Source organism: Pseudomonas sp. NBRC 111143, assembly GCF_001320965.1.
GTDB lineage: Bacteria > Pseudomonadota > Gammaproteobacteria > Pseudomonadales > Pseudomonadaceae > Aquipseudomonas > Aquipseudomonas machongensis.
In genome coordinates this window covers 87,406-103,624 of the sequence record NZ_BCBT01000002.1, presented here as the reverse complement: position 1 = coordinate 103,624, position 16,219 = coordinate 87,406, and the positions used below count along the sequence as shown (strand labels likewise).

General features: G+C 63.7%; 13 protein-coding genes, 1 tRNA gene and 2 pseudogenes. 10 read left to right on the top strand and 6 right to left on the bottom strand.

All coding sequences use genetic code 11. From position 1 onward, the window contains the following. Window positions 1–187: 187 nt before the first annotated feature. A complete protein-coding gene (locus tag APH44_RS01765) occupies window positions 188–1,012 on the top strand; it encodes an IclR family transcriptional regulator (protein ID WP_054890977.1) in 825 nt (274 codons plus the stop codon). Between the two features lie 18 nt (window positions 1,013–1,030). On the opposite strand, the pseudogene APH44_RS30610 reads toward APH44_RS01765, so the two are convergent. From APH44_RS30610 to APH44_RS01755, 3 genes and pseudogenes are all read right to left on the bottom strand, one after another. Next, a pseudogene (locus tag APH44_RS30610) lies at window positions 1,031–1,543 on the bottom strand (methyl-accepting chemotaxis protein); the annotation flags it as partial. A 345-nt stretch (window positions 1,544–1,888) separates the two neighbouring features. Continuing rightward, window positions 1,889–2,938: pseudogene (locus APH44_RS30605) on the bottom strand (HAMP domain-containing protein); the annotation flags it as partial. Window positions 2,939–3,222: 284 nt separating this feature from the next. After that, window positions 3,223–4,575, bottom strand: a complete 1,353-nt coding sequence (locus APH44_RS01755; RefSeq protein ID WP_054890975.1) for an APC family permease — start codon at window positions 4,573–4,575, stop codon at window positions 3,223–3,225. A gap of 595 nt (window positions 4,576–5,170) precedes the next feature. Between APH44_RS01755 and APH44_RS01745 the strand changes: the two genes are divergently transcribed. Both APH44_RS01745 and nadA read left to right on the top strand, forming a co-directional pair. After that, window positions 5,171–6,679: a YdgA family protein gene (locus APH44_RS01745; protein WP_054890973.1), complete on the top strand. Its 1,509-nt coding sequence runs from the start codon at window positions 5,171–5,173 to the stop codon at window positions 6,677–6,679. Window positions 6,680–6,940: 261 nt separating this feature from the next. Continuing rightward, on the top strand, window positions 6,941–7,999 hold the full coding sequence (gene nadA / locus APH44_RS01740) for a quinolinate synthase NadA (RefSeq protein WP_054890972.1): 1,059 nt from the start codon (window positions 6,941–6,943) through the stop codon (window positions 7,997–7,999). Between the two features lie 94 nt (window positions 8,000–8,093). Here the strand turns inward: nadA and APH44_RS01735 are convergent, their stop codons facing one another. Further along, window positions 8,094–9,527 (bottom strand): M48 family metalloprotease, encoded by a 1,434-nt coding sequence (locus APH44_RS01735; protein ID WP_054890971.1) that lies wholly within the window; start codon window positions 9,525–9,527, stop codon window positions 8,094–8,096. Between the two features lie 119 nt (window positions 9,528–9,646). On the opposite strand from APH44_RS01735, the gene APH44_RS01730 reads away from it, so the two are divergent. Both APH44_RS01730 and APH44_RS01725 read left to right on the top strand, forming a co-directional pair. After that, window positions 9,647–9,886, top strand: a complete 240-nt coding sequence (locus APH44_RS01730; RefSeq protein WP_054890970.1) for a sulfurtransferase TusA family protein — start codon at window positions 9,647–9,649, stop codon at window positions 9,884–9,886. 22 nt (window positions 9,887–9,908) lie between these two features. After that, window positions 9,909–10,979 (top strand): AI-2E family transporter, encoded by a 1,071-nt coding sequence (locus tag APH44_RS01725; protein ID WP_054890969.1) that lies wholly within the window; start codon window positions 9,909–9,911, stop codon window positions 10,977–10,979. A gap of 68 nt (window positions 10,980–11,047) precedes the next feature. Here the strand turns inward: APH44_RS01725 and APH44_RS01720 are convergent, their stop codons facing one another. Both APH44_RS01720 and APH44_RS01715 read right to left on the bottom strand, forming a co-directional pair. Next, the gene (locus tag APH44_RS01720) at window positions 11,048–11,521 is read right to left on the bottom strand and encodes a peroxiredoxin (protein ID WP_054890968.1); all 474 of its coding nucleotides are present in this window, start codon (window positions 11,519–11,521) and stop codon (window positions 11,048–11,050) included. Window positions 11,522–11,530: 9 nt separating this feature from the next. Further along, the gene (locus APH44_RS01715; RefSeq protein WP_054890967.1) at window positions 11,531–12,088 is read right to left on the bottom strand and encodes a glycine cleavage system protein R; all 558 of its coding nucleotides are present in this window, start codon (window positions 12,086–12,088) and stop codon (window positions 11,531–11,533) included. Between the two features lie 260 nt (window positions 12,089–12,348). Here APH44_RS01715 and dapA point away from each other — a divergent pair, with 260 nt between their 5' ends. The 5 genes from dapA (at window position 12,349) to APH44_RS01690 (ending at window position 16,049) form a co-directional block, all read left to right on the top strand. Next, a complete protein-coding gene (gene dapA, locus APH44_RS01710) occupies window positions 12,349–13,236 on the top strand; it encodes a 4-hydroxy-tetrahydrodipicolinate synthase (protein ID WP_054890966.1) in 888 nt (295 codons plus the stop codon). A 17-nt stretch (window positions 13,237–13,253) separates the two neighbouring features. Next, window positions 13,254–14,369 (top strand): outer membrane protein assembly factor BamC, encoded by a 1,116-nt coding sequence (gene bamC / locus APH44_RS01705; protein WP_054890965.1) that lies wholly within the window; start codon window positions 13,254–13,256, stop codon window positions 14,367–14,369. After that, the gene (locus APH44_RS01700) at window positions 14,370–15,128 is read left to right on the top strand and encodes an MBL fold metallo-hydrolase (protein WP_054890964.1); all 759 of its coding nucleotides are present in this window, start codon (window positions 14,370–14,372) and stop codon (window positions 15,126–15,128) included. It begins immediately after the preceding gene. Window positions 15,129–15,157: 29 nt separating this feature from the next. Further along, complete coding sequence (purC, locus tag APH44_RS01695) at window positions 15,158–15,868, top strand: phosphoribosylaminoimidazolesuccinocarboxamide synthase (RefSeq protein ID WP_054890963.1); 711 nt, start codon at window positions 15,158–15,160, stop codon at window positions 15,866–15,868. 91 nt (window positions 15,869–15,959) lie between these two features. Further along, window positions 15,960–16,049: transfer RNA gene (locus tag APH44_RS01690), tRNA-Ser, on the top strand. Window positions 16,050–16,219 lie beyond the last annotated feature (170 nt).

The window sequence follows — 16,219 nt, the reverse complement described above, 5'->3', positions numbered from 1 at the left end:
GGCAGATGCAAGGAGGCAAATCGAGGACCGATGAATACTCACGAGGCCACCGGTGTGTTGTTCGATTTGTCCCGGTGGACGCAGAGTAGGCGCAAGCCTAGGATGGCCTCAATGGCGAATTTCACTGAGTCGAGCACTATTTTCAGTTTTATTCGTTCAGTGAAATTCAGGTAAGGAAAAGCACAAATTGAATTCCGATAAACGAAATCAGGAAGAGCCAGGCGTCAGTGTGGTCTCGCGTTTGTTCGCGGTGTTGAGGGTGTTGGGCGAGGCGACGGTGGAGGGCATGCGGGTGATCGAGCTGGCCGAGCAGGTAGGCCTGTCCCAGCCGACCGTGCACCGGCTGGTGCGCAGCCTGGTGGATGAAGGCATGGTCGAGCAGGAGGCACGCAGCAAGCGTTATCGTCTGAGCCTGGCGTTCTTTGCCCTGGCGGCGCGGGCAGGCAACAGCGGCAACCTGCGCGATCTGGTGCGACCCAGCTTGCTGCGCCTCTCGGCTTCGCTGGGCGACTCGCTGTTTCTGCTAGCGCGCAGCGGCTTCGATGCGGTGTGCCTGGATCGCAGCGAAGGGCCGTATCCGATCCGTACCTTCACCGGTGATATCGGTGGGCGTGTGGCGTTGGGTGTGGGGCAGGGGAGCCTGGCGATCCTGGCGTTCCTCCCGGAGGAGGAGCGCGAGGCGGTGATTCGCAATAATCTGCCGCGGCTACGGGATTTCCACCTGTACGACGAGGTGTTCCTGCGCGCGGAGGTGGAGAACGTGCGGCGCCAGGGGTATGCCGCGCGCAACACCGGCGTGTTGCCAGGCATGGCCGGACTTGCGGTGCCGATCCTCGATGGCAATGGCCATGCCGTGGCGGCGTTGAGCGTGGCGACCATCAGCGACCGGCTGGGGCCGGAGCGCCTGCCGATGGTGGTCGAGTTGCTCAAGCGCGAAACGGCGGCGATCGGGCCGAGGATCAATCCGTTCGACCCGACCTTGCGTCATCCTTCGCGGGTGTTCGGTGAGTGAACACCGCAGTACCGCCGATCAGGTCCTGAACTGCTCCATCAGCGCCTGCTGTTGATTGGCCAGCCGGTTGAGCGCCTGGCTGATCCGCGCCGACTCTTCGGCCTGCCCTGACAACGACTCGGTCACATCGCGAATACCCGCCACGTTGCGGTTCACCTCTTCGGCCACCGCGCTCTGTTCCTCGGCCGCCGAGGCGATCTGCAGGTTCATGTCGCTGATCACCGCCACCGCCTCGCCGATCCGTTGCAGCGCTGGCAGCGCCTGGTCCATGCGCTGGGCATTGTCCTGGGCCTGGCGTTGGCCGGCCTGCATGGCATCGACCACGTCGCGCGTGCCTTGCTGCAAGCCTTCGATCACCACGCGGATCTCCTCCACCGATACCTGGGTGCGCTGGGCCAGGTTGCGCACTTCGTCGGCGACCACGGCAAACCCGCGCCCGGCTTCGCCCGCACGTGCAGCCTCGATGGCGGCATTGAGCGCCAGCAGGTTGGTCTGCTCGGCAATCGCGCGGATCACCTCCAGTACAGAGCCGATCTGCTCACTGCGCCCGGCCAGTGAACGGGCTTCGTCCATGGCCGCATCCATGCCCGCGGCCAGGTTGGCGATGGTCTGGCGGGTGCTGGCGATCAGTTGCAGGCCTTCCTGGCTGGCCTGGTCGGCGCCGCGCGCGGCTTCGGCGGCCTGCGAGGCGTTGTGGGCGACATCCTGCGCCGTGGCGCTCATCTCGTTGGCGGCGGTGGCCACCTGCTCGATCTCGCGATGCTGCAACTGCATGCCGGCACTGGTCTGGCTGGCGATGGCGGCCGACTGATCGGCCGTGCCGCGTGCTTCGTGCAGCGACGCCTTGACCTGGGCGATCACCGGCTGGAGCTTGTCGAGGAAGCGGTTGAACCAGCCTGTCAGTTGGCCCAGTTCGTCGTCGCGGGCGTAGTCCAGGCGACGGGTCAGATCGCCCTCGCCGCTGGCGATATCGCGCAAGCGCTCGGCCACGGCAAGGATCGGCCGCGTCACGCCGCGCGCGGTCAGCCACACCAGCAGCAGGCCGAGCACGGCGGCGACGAGGCCGATTAGCAGGCTGCTGAGGTTTGCCTGCTGATTGTGTGCGTCCAGGCGCTGGTTGACCGCCACGGCAGGGGCGCGCAGCACCGCTTCCGGCACTTCCAGCAGCACCTGCCATGGCGCGGCGTCGGGGATCGGTGCGAACGGGTGGGCAACGCGCAGCATCCCGCCTTCCTGGCGCTCGACCGGCTGGCCGGCACGCATCGGTGCCAGCAGTTCGCGTACCGCCTCACCCAGCGCCTGCTCCAGGGGCTTTCTCAACTGGCTGGCGTCCTGGCTGTGTCCGGCCAGCAGGCCGACGGGGCTGACGATGCTGACCTGGCCCTGGCCTTCGAACAGCTCCTGGCGCCCGGCCAGGCTCAGTTGCTGCAGGTTGTCCAGGCCTATGTCCAGGCCGAGCACGCCGATCACCTTGCCGTTTTCCAGGAGTGGCAGGGCGATGCTGGTCATCAGTACCTGACGGCCGTTGACTTCGTCGAAGTACGGGTCGAGCACACAGGCCTTGGCCGTTTCCAGCGGGCAGGTCAGCCAGCGGTTGTAGGCTGAGCCGTTGGCGCCAACGCGGGTGTCGGCCAGCATCGATTCGGGCATCGCTTCGGAGGCGACCTCGCCGGAGTCTTCGCGTGACCAGTACAGCGAGAAGCGCCCTTGCTCGTTGCTGCCCAACTCGGCCTGGCCGCTGAAACGCGCGTCCTGATGCTCCAGGGCGTCCGGTTGAAATACCAGGTAGAGGCCGATCAGGTCGGGGTTGCCTGCCAGCGCGGCACCGGCTTCCTTGACCAGGTCGCTGCGCAATTGGTCACCGCCGCGTGCCCTGAGCACCTGCACCAGGCGGGCGAAACCGTTGCCGTATTGATAGGCGTCCATGAAATAGCGCTGGATGCGCAGCGACTGGGTCTCGGCGTGGGCCTGCAGACGCAGCCGCGCGCTCTGGTCGAGCAACTCGGTGTTGGCAGTGAACACCTGTTCGGCGCTGCGCCGGGACTGGATCAGCGAAGTGGCTACCAGCAAGGCGACCACCGCCAGCAGACACAAGCCGGCAAGCAGGGTGATTTTCCACTGGATGGAGAGACGGCGCAGCGACATGGAGCGTTTCCTTCTCGATCAAGACAACGCCCGCGTTCAGGCGCGGGCGTTGTCGGCAGGGTGGGTCATTCGGCCACGTAGCTTGGCGGGGCCACGCGGAACGCCTTGGTCAGCCAGGCCAGGTACAGCACGCCGCACAAGGCCCAGGCGCCGCCGAACGCCAGCGAGTGCTCGTCCAGGTCGATCCACAGTACGGCGATGATGCAAAAGCCTATCGTCGGCAGCACCAGATACTTGAGGTTGTTGGTCAGGCCCTTGTTGCGCCGCTCGCGAACATAGCAATGGTTGATGACCGACAGGTTGACGAAGCTGAAGGCCATCAGTGCGCCGAAATTGATCACCGAGGTGGCGGTCACCAGGTCGAAGAAGATCGCCGACAGGGCGACCACACCCACCACCACGATGTTCAGCACCGGGGTGCGATAGCGCGGGTGCAGACGGGCGAACAGGCGGGCCGGGATAACCTTGTCGCGGCCCATCACGAACAGCAGGCGGGACACGCTGGCCTGGGACGCCAGGCCCGAGGCGATGGTGTTGATCACCGTGCAGGCGATGAACACCGACTGGAACAGCTTGCCACCGACGTACAGGGCGATTTCCGGCAGGGCGGCTTCATGATCCTGGAAGCGGTCCATGGTCGGGAAGTACGCCTGGATGAAGAACGACATGGTGATGAACACCACGCCGCCGATCAGGGCGATCAGGAAGATCGCGCGCGGGATGGTGCGCGCCGGGTCGCGGGTTTCTTCTGACAGGCAGGTGACGGCGTCGAAGCCCAGGAACGAGAAGCACAGGATGGTTGCGCCGGCGACCAGTGCACTGAACTGCGTCTGTTCATCGGCGAACGGCATCAACGTCCAGGCCGTGCCCAGCCCTTCGCCCTGGTGCAGGCCGCGCACGCAGAGGTAGACGAACACGGCCATGATCGCGATCTGCACCGCCACGAACAGGGTATTGAAGTTGGCCACCAGGTTGATGCTGCGCATGTTGACCAGGCTGATCAGGGTGACGAAGGCCACCACCCACACCCATGCCGGCACCTCGGGGAACATCGCCGACAGGTACAGCTTGGCCAACAGGGCGTTGACCATCGGCAGCAACAGGTAGTCGAGCAGCGACGACCAGCCGACCAGGAAACCCACGTGCGGGTTGATCGCACGTTGCGTGTAGGTGTAGGCCGATCCCGACTCCGGGAAACGCCGTACCAGCGTGCCGTAGCTCACGGCGGTGAACAGGATGCCCAGCAGGGCCAGGATGTAGGCGCTGGGCACGTGACCGGCGGTGATGCCGGAGACGATGCCGAAGGTGTCGAAGACGGTCATTGGCGCGATGTAAGCCAGGCCGATGACCACTACCTGCCAGAGGCGCAGGGACTTGCGAAACTGCTCGTGACGGCTGGCAGGGTGCTCAGGCTGCATGCTGGCACTCCCGGCGATGACGGGACGAGGCGGGCGACGGGCACGGCAAGGTCGGGCGGATGAGCTCCATGTTGTTCACCTTTTATAGCGGAGCGAAGGTTCGCGTGTGGGCGCGGGAGTCAGTACGGGCGAGGCCGGCGAAACGGCGGCGCCTGGGGGCAGGGGCGGACAGGCATGATGGCGGCGCGGTCTTTTTTTTGGTGTATAGGGCGCGGAGCAAGGTGGGGAAAATAAAAGACGATTGGACGGTTGGGTGTCAAGTTAAACATGACAGGGTGATGGATTTTCAGGTTTTTATCGGCTATCTATCCAGACTTAAACTCTTTTATTTGATTTTCACAGTAAAAAGCAGATTTTGGTGTTCGTAAAATTTTACGATCTTTGTCGTGGGTCATGCCTCTTGTAACGGTTTGATCAGTGAGGACAGATGTGCTCTGAGCAGCTGTCACCTGTCGGCAGTTGTAGGACGCGTCGCAAGTGCAGGAAAATCTCCCGGGCGAACACCGCGGCCGGCAAGCGACAGTGCTACGCTTGGCACCCCCGGTCGCGTGCTTCGCGCCACCATCAGCCCTATGGACAGCAATCGGTTCTATTCATGAAGAAATCAGTAGGCATCCTTTCCGGCCTGGCCGTCGCCATCGCCGTCGTCACCACTGCCGGCGCCTGGTACACCGGCAAACAGCTGCCGACGGAGCTGGAGCAGTCCATCGCCCGCGGCAACGCGGAGTTGCAGAAGGCGCTGGTCGGTACGGGTGGCACCATGACCATCGAGTTGGTCTCGCTTGACCAGCACCTGTTCACCAGCGACGCGCAGTACCGGCTCAAGGCCAACGACCTGCGTCTCGGCGAGGGTGAGCCGGTGAGCTTCGAGGTCGGTGTGATCGACCATATCGAGCATGGCCCTTTCCCTTGGTCGCGGGTCAAGGCGCTCAAGCTGCTGCCGGTGATGGCGGTCAGCAACAGCCAGTTGCAGAAGGATGACGGCACCGCATCGTGGTTTGCCGCTGCAGGCGACACGTCGCCGGTGGTTGGCCAGGTCAGCCTGGGCTATGGCGGTGGCGTCGAGAGCGACATCCGGCTGGCGCCGGTGAAGCTGGACGAAGGTGATGGCAATGTCCTCGACTTCGCGGGCATGCAACTGGTGCTCAAAGGGGATCGTGAAGGCAAGGCGGTGGAAATCCACGGCAATGCCGAGCGCCTGGACATGACCCTGGTCGGTGATGATCACCCGCCGGTCAAGTTGCAGTTCAACGGCTTCAAGATTGGTGGCGAGCTGACCAGTACCGGCCACGACATGATCTATGTCGGCCACCTGAACCTGCTGCTGGCCGATCTGCAAGCCACGCTCGGACCGAAGCAGGACGTGCTGGTGCTCAAGGGGCTGGAGCAGAACAGCCTGTACAGCGCCGAGGGCCAGGACAAGCTGGGTGGGCGCCTGGAGTACAAGGTGTCCGACATCACCTACGCCGGTCGCGCAGTGGGCAGCGGGCAGATGGTGCTGAGCATGAAGTCGGTGAACATGCCGGCCACTCAGGCACTGCTGGAGTGGTACCAGACCAAGGCACCCGAGCTGCAAGAGGCCGCTGCCCGTGGCGAGGCGGTGCCGTCGCTGAACATGAGCCCCGAGGAGACCGCCAAGGTCCAGGGCGACCTGCAGAAATTGCTGGCCGACAAGCCGCAACTGGCGGTGGAAGACCTGTCGTTCAAGACGGCCAATGGCCAGAGCCACTTCAACCTGTCGCTGGACTTCGCCAGTCCGACCTCCTTCGACCTGCCGCCGGACCAGTTCGCCAAGCAGCTGATCACGCGCCTGCAGGGCAAGTTGTCGGTGTCCAAGCCAATGGTCGTGGATCTGGTGACGTTGCAAGCGTTGCTCGATGGCCAGAATGATCCTCAGGCCATTGCCCAGCAAGCCGGTCAGGCAGGCAACATGTTCGGCGTGATGGCGCTGCAGAGTGGGATGGCACTGGAAGAGGGCAGCGATATCGTGTCGAAGCTGAACTATGCCGATGGGATGGTCGACTTCAACGGCAAGAAGATGACTGTCGAGGAGTTTGCCATGCTGATGAGCATGCACCTGGCAGCCTTGTCGCCGCAGGGCTGACGATTCCCGAAAGGGCTTTGCGGGTAGGCCCGTTTCTGCAGTGCCAATGCACCTGTGGGAACGGGTTCTTCCTTGAATGCCTCATCCCTTTGAAAAACCCTTTTGCATTCCCCCGATTGCCTGTAGCCTTCGCCGTCCGATAATAATCCGCGCCCGCAGATGGGCCGCGATGGCCCGCCACTGCCGGCCATCCGGCACCGTTAGCCGATCTGCCAGGGCCGGGTGGTACACTCGACTGACGCGCACGCAGGTCCAGCGATCATGACCCAGATTTCCGAACGTCTCCTGGTTCAAGCCCACCTTGACGCCAAGCAGCCCCATCCGCTGACGCCCGCGCAGGAGGCCGATTACCGTGCGGCCATCGCTGCCGAGCTCAAGGCACAGAACGCGGTTCTGGTTGCCCACTTCTACTGCGATCCGGTGATCCAGGCCCTGGCCGAGGAGACCGGTGGTTGCGTTTCCGACTCCCTCGAAATGGCCCGCTTCGGCAAGAACCATCCGGCTGACACCGTGGTGGTCGCCGGTGTGCGTTTCATGGGCGAGACCGCGAAGATCCTTACCCCGGAAAAGCGCATCCTGATGCCGACCCTGGAAGCTACCTGCTCCCTTGACCTGGGCTGCCCGGTAGAGGAGTTCTCGGCGTTCTGCGACCAGCACCCGGAGCGTACCGTGGTGGTTTACGCCAACACCTCGGCAGCGGTAAAGGCGCGCGCCGACTGGGTGGTGACCTCCAGCTGCGCGTTGGAGATCGTCGAGACCCTGATGGATAACGGCGAGACCATCATCTGGGGCCCGGACCAGCACCTGGGCCGTTACATCCAGAAGAAAACCGGCGCCGACATGTTGCTGTGGGATGGTGCCTGCATCGTTCATGAAGAGTTCAAGTCGCGCCAGTTGGCCGACATGAAGGCGCTGTATCCGGATGCCGCGATCCTGGTGCACCCGGAGTCGCCGGAGTCGGTGATCGACCTGGCCGATGCCGTGGGTTCGACCAGCCAACTGATCAAGGCTGCGCAGACGCTGCCCAACAAGACCTTCATCGTCGCCACCGACCGCGGCATCTTCTACAAGATGCAGCAGCTGTGTCCGGACAAGGTATTCGTCGAAGCGCCGACCGCCGGCAATGGCGCCGCCTGCCGCAGTTGCGCGCACTGCCCGTGGATGGCGATGAACACGCTGGAGCGCACGCTGGATTGCCTGCGCAAGGGCAGCAATGAAATCTTCGTCGAGCCGGCGCTGATTCCGCGGGCGATCAAGCCACTGAACCGGATGCTGGACTTTACCCAGGCGGCGCGTCTCAAGCTCTCCGGTAACGCCTGACGCCAGACTGCCGCTCCCTCAGTGAGTGATGCCCTCGCTCGCTGTGGGAGCGGGCTCGTCCCGCGATTGGGGCGCGCAGCGGCCCCTGTCCATATCAGCGCATCATGTCCTTGACCATCCGCTGCTGTTCCATGATCTCCCGCTGGCGCTGGTCGATCTGCGACGCCAGTGGGAAGTTGCTTCCCGCCCGGCGCTTGGCGTAGTCCAACTGCTGGATCGCCTGGTCGAAATCACCCACCAGCGTGAAGTACTCCGCTCGTGCCCGGTGCAGGCCAATCGTGTTGCCCGACAGGCCGCGCACCTCGGCCACGTCATACCAGACATCCGGATCGTCTGGCCGGTTTTTCACCAGGTCATCCAGCACCTTTTCCGCCTCGGCCGGCTTGCTCTGCTTGACCAGCAGGTCGGCGCTCACCTGCTTGAGCGGGTAGTTGCCCGGATACAGCCCCTGCATGCGGGTGACTCGCTGCTGGGCATCGGCCAGGCGGTTGTTGGTGATGTCCAGGTCGATCTGCGCCAGGTTGTAGGTGATGTCGTTGGGCGCCTTGGCCAACAGCGGCTTGAGGTTTTCCCGTGCCTCGTTCAACTGGCCACCCTTGATTTGCGCCAGGGCCAGGCCGTAGCGGGCCGCGTCGATGTTGGGGTTTTCGTCGAGCTGGGCACGGAAACGCTTGGCGGCAAGGCCAGGTGTGCCTTCGTAGGTGAGGGCAACACGGGCACGGATCAGTTGGTAGCGCAGGCTGTCCTCGACACCGCCCTTGGGCGCCTGTTCTGCGCGGTTGCGGGTGTCGGCGATACGCGATTCGGTGACCGGGTGGGTCAGCAGGAATTCCGGTGGCTTGGCGTCATAGCGATACTGGCGGGCCAGGCGCTCGAACATGCTCGGCATGTTGCGCGGGTCGTAGCCGGCCTTTTCCAGGTTGAGGATGCCGATGCGGTCGGCCTCCTGCTCGTTCTGCCGCGAGAAGCGTCGTTGCTCCTGCAGGGCCGCGGCCTGGGTGCCGGCGATCACGCCGATCCCGGCATCGCCACCGCCGCCGGCGGCCAGTACGATACCGGCCAGCAGCGCCGCCATCATCGGCAGCTGCATACGCTGCTGGGCTTCGACACCGCGAGCGAAGTGGCGCTGCGACAAGTGCGCCAGTTCGTGGGCCAGCACCGAGGCGTACTCGCCTTCGGTCTGGGCGTTGAGGAACAGGCCGCCGTTGACCCCGACGATGCCGCCGGGCGCGGCGAAGGCGTTGAGTTCGCGGCTGTCGATCAGGATGAATTCCAGGCGTCGGTCCTGCAACTGGCTGGTCTCGGCCAGTTTGTACACGCTGGTCTCGACGTAGTCCTTGAGCTGTGGGTCGTTGAGCTGGTTGACCTGGCCGCGCAGCAGGCTCAGCCAGGCACGGCCCAGGTCGTGCTCCTGTTTCGGCGAGACGATCGCAGAGCTGGCATCCCCCAGCGACGGCAGGTCGTCGGCGTGGCCAGGAAGGGCCATCAGGCAGGCCAGCGTCAGCAGGGTGGGGCGCAGTAGATTCATGCAGAAGCTCGCGTCGATCAAAAACCCTTACTGTAGCCCGCTCGCACCTTGGCGACCAGTGGCGGTATCCTACCGACATCGTCTGCAACACCTTGTTGCGCCCGCCATGGAGACCGCCGATGATCGATACCCCGACCTGCGATGCTGAGCTCGACGCCAGCGGGCTGAACTGCCCACTGCCGCTGCTCAAGGCGAAAATGGAGCTCAATCGCCTGGCCAGCGGCGCGGTCCTCAAGGTGGTGGCCACCGATGCCGGCTCGCAGCGTGACTTTCGCACTTTTGCCCAGCTTGCCGGTCATACGCTGCTTCGTGAAACGGCCGAGTCAGGGATCTACACCTATTGGCTGCGCAAGGCCTGAGTCTTTTTCCCAAGGATCGTCAATGTTCAAAGTGCTTCGCGACTGGATGCAGCGCTACTTTTCCGATGAGGAAGCGGTGGTGTTGGCGGTCCTGCTGTTCCTGGGCTTCACCGTGGTACTCACGCTCGGTGGCATGCTCGCGCCGGTGCTGGCGGGCATGGTCCTGGCGTTCCTCATGCAGGGGCTGGTCAACGCTCTGGAGCGCTTCAAGGTACCGACGCGCATGGCGGTGTGGCTGGTGTTCGCCCTCTTCATGGGGGCGCTCGGAGTGTTCCTGGTGGTGCTGGTGCCGCTGCTCTGGCACCAGTTGATCACCCTGTTCAACGAGTTGCCGGGCATGCTCGGCAAATGGCAATCGCTGTTGTTGCTGCTGCCTGAGCGCTATCCGCACCTGGTTTCGGACGAGCAGGTGCTGCGCGCCATCGAGTCGGTGCGCGGTGAGATCGGCAAGTTCGGCCAGTGGGCGCTGACGTTCTCGCTCTCTAGCTTGCCGCTGCTGGTCAACGCGATGATCTATCTGGTGCTGGTGCCGATCCTGGTGTTCTTCTTCCTCAAGGACCGCGAGATGATCGCCCGTTGGGTCAGCGGCTACCTGCCGCGTGAGCGCAGATTGCTGACTCGCGTGGGCGACGAGATGAATCGGCAGATCGCCAACTACATCCGCGGCAAGGGCATCGAGATCCTGATCTGCGGGATCGCCACCTATATCGCTTTCATCAGCCTGGGGCTCAACTACGCGGCCCTGCTGGCGCTGCTGGTGGGGTTGTCGGTGGTGGTGCCCTACGTGGGGGCGGTGGTGGTGACCGTGCCTGTGACCCTGATCGCGCTGTTCCAGTGGGGCTGGGGTGATCAGTTCATCTATCTGATGGCGGTGTACGCGATCATCCAGGCGCTGGATGGCAACGTGTTGGTGCCGCTGCTGTTCTCGGAGGCGGTAAGCCTGCACCCGGTGGCAATCATCTGCGCGGTGCTGCTGTTCGGTGGGCTGTGGGGGTTCTGGGGGATCTTCTTCGCCATTCCCCTGGCGACGCTGTTCAAGGCGGTGCTCGATGCCTGGCCGCGGCAGGAGCCTACGGTGGCGCCACTGCTGTAGGGGCGTAGCGTTCTTTTCGCGGGCAAGTCGGAACGCCGAACTTGCCCGCGAAGCAATCCAGGGCGATATCAGGCCTTGTTCAGGGCCTGGGCTGCCGCCAGCACCGCATCCACATGCCCGGGCACCTTCACCCCGCGCCATTCCTGGCGCAGCACACCGTCCTTGTCGATCAGGAACGTGCTGCGGTCCACGCCCAGGTATTCCTTGCCATACAGCTTCTTCAGCTTGATCACGTCGAACAGCTGGCACAGCGCCTCGTCCTTGTCGCTGATCAGCTCGAAGGTGAAGCCCTGCTTGGCCTTGAAGTTCTCGTGCGACTTGATGCCGTCACGCGAGACGCCCAGCACCACGGTGTTGGCAGCCTTGAAGGCTTCGTGCTGGTCACGGAAACCCTGGCCCTGGGTGGTGCAGCCCGGCGTGCTGTCCTTCGGGTAGAAGTACAGCACCACCTGCTGGCCCTTGAGCGCGGACAGGCTGATGGTCTGGCCGCTGGTGGCCTGGGCCTGGAAGTCGGCAACGGGTTGGTCGATGGCAACGGCCATGGGAGCTCCTTAGACAGGGTTCTGTGGGCGCCAGGGTTCGATCAGGGCGTCCAGGTTCAGGGCGTCGGCGAAATCCAGGAACTGGTCGCGCAGCCAGCTGATCTGGGTGCCGGCCGGCAGGATCACGGTGAACTGGGCGTTGAGCATGCTGCTGCCAGTCTGCGGGGCGAGGTAGGTGTCGCAGGTCATCCCGTCGAGCTCGACGCGGTGGTCGAGGAAGAACTGGCACAGCTCGTTGATGATGTCCGGGCGATAGGCGGCGCTGACGTAGGCCACGTAGGGCAGGGCCTGTGGGCGAACCTCCTGCTCGGCGCTGCGCACCACATCGAGGGTCAGGCCGTGCTTCTTGCCAAGGCCGGGGAGGGTGGTCTCAAGACGGGCCAGGGCATCCCAGCTGCCACCGACCTGCAATACCAGGGCGCTGGTTTCGCCGTGGCGCGACAGGCGCGAGGTGACCACCGCGCAGCGGTTTTCGAAGGCCGCGCGGCTGAGGACGTTGGCAAGCTCCATGGGATTGGGGCCCAAGGCACTGATGACGAGGAATTGTTCGCGGGGGGCGGTGGACATGCAGCATTCCTAAAGCGATGAGCGGTCGGCGAAGGACGAGAGCTGGCCTCCCTGTCACCCGCATTCGCAGCCCTCTGGAGGGTGACGAAGTACTGGCGTGGAGCACTGTCGACGGCCCGGCGGGCCGCACTGCGCCGATCAAAGAATCAAGGGTAGCGAAAAGCGAGGCCGAGGGGAATGCTCCGCCCGCCAGCTTCGCTTGTGCAAGGTCGATGGCGCCAGTACCATTACCGCTCTCTTTTTCCGGCAGGAGCAGTTTCATGATCGCGGGCAGTATGGTGGCATTGGTCACACCCATGGATGCACAAGGGCGTCTGGATTGGGACAGCCTCGATAAACTGGTCGACTTCCACCTGGAAAAGGGCACCCACGCGATCGTAGCGGTCGGCACCACTGGCGAATCCGCCACGCTTGACGTCGAAGAGCACATCCTGGTCATCAAGCACGTGGTCGAGCGCGTCAAGCGCAGCGCCCGCCGCATCCCGGTGATCGCCGGCACCGGCGCCAACTCCACCGCCGAAGCCGTGCACCTGACGCAGAACGCCAAGAACGCCGGCGCCGACGCCTGCCTGCTGGTGGTGCCGTACTACAACAAGCCGACGCAAGAAGGCCTGTACCAGCACTTCAAGCACATCGCCGAAGCCGTCGACATCCCGCAGATCCTCTATAACGTGCCCGGCCGCACCTCGTGCGACATGCAGGCCGAGACCGTGATCCGCCTGTCGAAGGTCAAGAACATCATCGGCATCAAGGAAGCCACCGGCGACCTGGCCCGTGCCAAGGCCATCATCGAGGGCGTCGACAGCGACTTCATCGTCATGTCCGGCGACGACCCGACGGCCGTCGAGCTGATCCTGATGGGCGGCAAGGGCAACATTTCCGTCACTGCCAACGTCGCCCCGCGCGAAATGGCCGATCTGTGCGAGGCCGCCCTTGAGGGCAATGCCGAGAAGGCCCGCGCGATCAACGAAAAACTCATGCCGCTGCACAAAGACCTGTTCTGCGAAGCCAACCCGATCCCTGTGAAGTGGGCGCTGGTGGAAATGGGCCTGATGCACAAGGGCATTCGCCTGCCGCTGACCTGGCTGAGCGAAGGCTGTCACGAAAAAGTCCGTACTGCCTTGCGCCAGTCCGGCGTACTGGTTTAATCGAGGAAGTACACCGCATGAAGCGACTGGCTGGTCTTTCCGCGCTCGCCCTGATCATCTCCAGCACCAGCGGGTGCGGCTGGCTGTGGGGCGAGGATGGCTATTTCCGCGATCGCGGCAGCGATTACCTGCAGGCGCACCCGACTGCGCCGATGCAACTGCCGCCGGACGCCGCCAACGTCAAGCGTCTGGATCCGCTGCTGCCGATCCCGCGCAACGTGGCCGACGACAACGCCACCGGCGAGTTCGAAGTGCCGCGTCCGCAGCCGCTGTCGGCCAGCGCCGACGTCAGCGATTTCACCCTGCAGCGCAGCGGTGCCAACCGTTGGGTGCTGGCCCAGCGCTCGCCGGCCGAAGTCTGGCCGGTCGCGCGCCAGTACTTTGAAGACAATGGTTTCCGCATCGCCGAAGAGCGTCCGCAAACGGGTGAGTTCAACACCACCTGGCAGCGCTTCGATGAGCTGTCTGCCTCGCTCGGCCAGCGCCTGGCCAGCACCTCCAGCAGCCCGGACAGCGAAGTGCGCGTCCGTGTGCGCATGGAGCCCGGCGTGCAGCGCAACACCTCCGAGGTGTACGTGGTCAGCGTCGAGCGTCCGGCCGGCAGCACCGCCGAGCCTGGCTTCCCGAGCACGTCGAGCAACACCGGCGTCGACGCATTGCTGGTCGACGAGCTGCTGGCCAGCATGAACCGCAGCGCCGAGAAGGGCGGTTCGGTGTCGCTGCTGGCGGCGCGTGACTTCGATGCCCCGAGCCAGGTCAGCCTGAGCGAGGACGGCAGCGGCAACCCGGTGCTGTTCCTGGGCTCGGACCTGAACCGCGCCTGGTCTGGCGTAGGCCGCGCCCTGGAGCAGGGCGAATGGCGTGTCGAGGACATCAACCGCAGCCTGGGCCTGTACTACATCAACCTGTCGGAGAAACCCGAGGACAAGCAGAACGAGCCGGGCTTCTTCAGCCGCCTGTTCGGCAGCGCGCCGAGCAAGGAAGAGCGTGAGGCACGTGCCGAGCGCTACCAGGTTCGCTTGAGCAAGGTGGGCGAGTCGGTCCAGGTTACCGTCGAGAAGAACATCAACACTGTGGCTCCGGCCGATGTGGCCCGCCGCGTGCTGAGCGCGATCCAGGACCGTCTGGGCTAAGTGCGCTTCGCGGTACTGGGAAGCGGTAGCCAGGGAAATGGCACGCTGATCGCCAGTGACGATACCTTCGTCCTGGTCGATTGCGGGTTCTCTCTGCGCGAGACCGAGCGGCGCCTGGCGCTGCTCGGGGTATCGGCAGCACAACTGAGCGCCGTGCTGGTGACCCACGAACATGCCGACCACGTGCATGGCGTCGGGTTGCTGTCGCGGCGCTACAATGTACCGGTCTACCTCAGTCAAGGGACCTTGCGCGGCATGCGCAAGCCGGTGGAGGTCGCCGGTTTTCTCGGTTGTGGGGACGTACTGGACATCGGCAGACTGCAGGTCAGTGCCGCGCGGGTCGAGCACGATGCGTTCGAACCCCTGCAATACGTGATCAGTGACGGGCGCCGGCGTTTCGGCATGCTCACAGACCTGGGCAGCTACGATACGTACCTGCTGGAGCGTTACCAGGGCCTCGACGCGTTGCTGATCGAGGCCAATCACTGCCGTGACCTGCTCGCACGCGGGCACTACCCGTACTTTCTCAAGCAGCGGGTCGGCGGCAGCCAAGGACATCTGAACAACCACCAGGCTGCCAACCTGGTGGCCGAGCTGGGCTGGAAGCACCTGCAACACCTGGTGCTGGCCCACCTCAGCAGCAAGAACAACCTGCCACAACTGGCCCGTCAGTGCTTCGTCGACACCTTGGGGTGCGATCCGGACTGGCTCCAGGTGGCGAATCAGGAACACGGGCTCGACTGGCGCGAAATCGCCTAGCCCAACCACTCAAGCAAGCGGAGCCCATCATGGAAAAACGCGACGAACTCTACCGCGGCAAGGCCAAATCGGTTTACAAGACCGACGACGCCGACCGCTTGATCCTGCTGTTCCGTAACGACACCTCGGCGTTCGACGGCAAGCGCATCGAGCAGCTGGACCGCAAGGGCATGGTCAACAACAAGTTCAACGCCTTCATCATGCAGAAGCTCGAAGAGGCCGGCGTGCCGACCCAGTTCGACAAGCTGCTGGGCGACAACGAGTGCCTGGTCAAGAAGCTGGACATGATCCCGGTCGAGTGCGTCGTGCGTAACTACGCGGCCGGCAGCCTGGTCAAGCGCCTGGGCGTCGAGGAAGGCATTCAGCTGACCCCTTCGACCTTCGAGCTGTTCCTGAAGAACGACGAGAAGGGCGACCCCTTCATCAACGAATCCCACGTTATCGCGTTCGGCTGGGGCACTGCCGAGCAACTGGTCGAGATGAAGAAACTGTCGCTGAAGGTCAACGAAGTGCTGAGCAAGCTGTTCGATGACGCTGGCCTGCTGCTGGTCGACTTCAAGCTGGAGTTCGGCGTATTCCACGGCCAGATCGTCCTGGGCGACGAGTTCAGCCCTGACGGCTGCCGCCTGTGGGACAAGGAAACCCGCAAGAAGATGGACAAGGACCGCTTCCGCCAGGGTCTGGGCGATGTCATCGAAGCCTACGAAGAAGTCGCCAAGCGCCTGGGCGTGCCGCTGTAACCCGCACGCTCACGCAAGCGCCTGATACCACGCGAATTTTTTTCGAAAAAGGTTTGCCAGAAACGAAAACGCTGGTATGATGCGCGCCACTGGAGAGATGCCGGAGTGGTCGAACGGGACGGATTCGAAATCCGTTGTACTGGCAACAGTACCTAGGGTTCAAATCCCTATCTCTCCGCCATACAAGATGAAGCCCCGCAGATTAAGGTCTGCGGGGCTTTTCGTTTTGGATTGTACGTAGCATTTGTACGTAACGCGATGCTGTGCATCCCGGCTGTCCTGCTTATCAATGCCTTGATCCGACTCAAGTAAATCCAGCAGCCTCGGCTATTCTTTGCCCCTGTCACACGT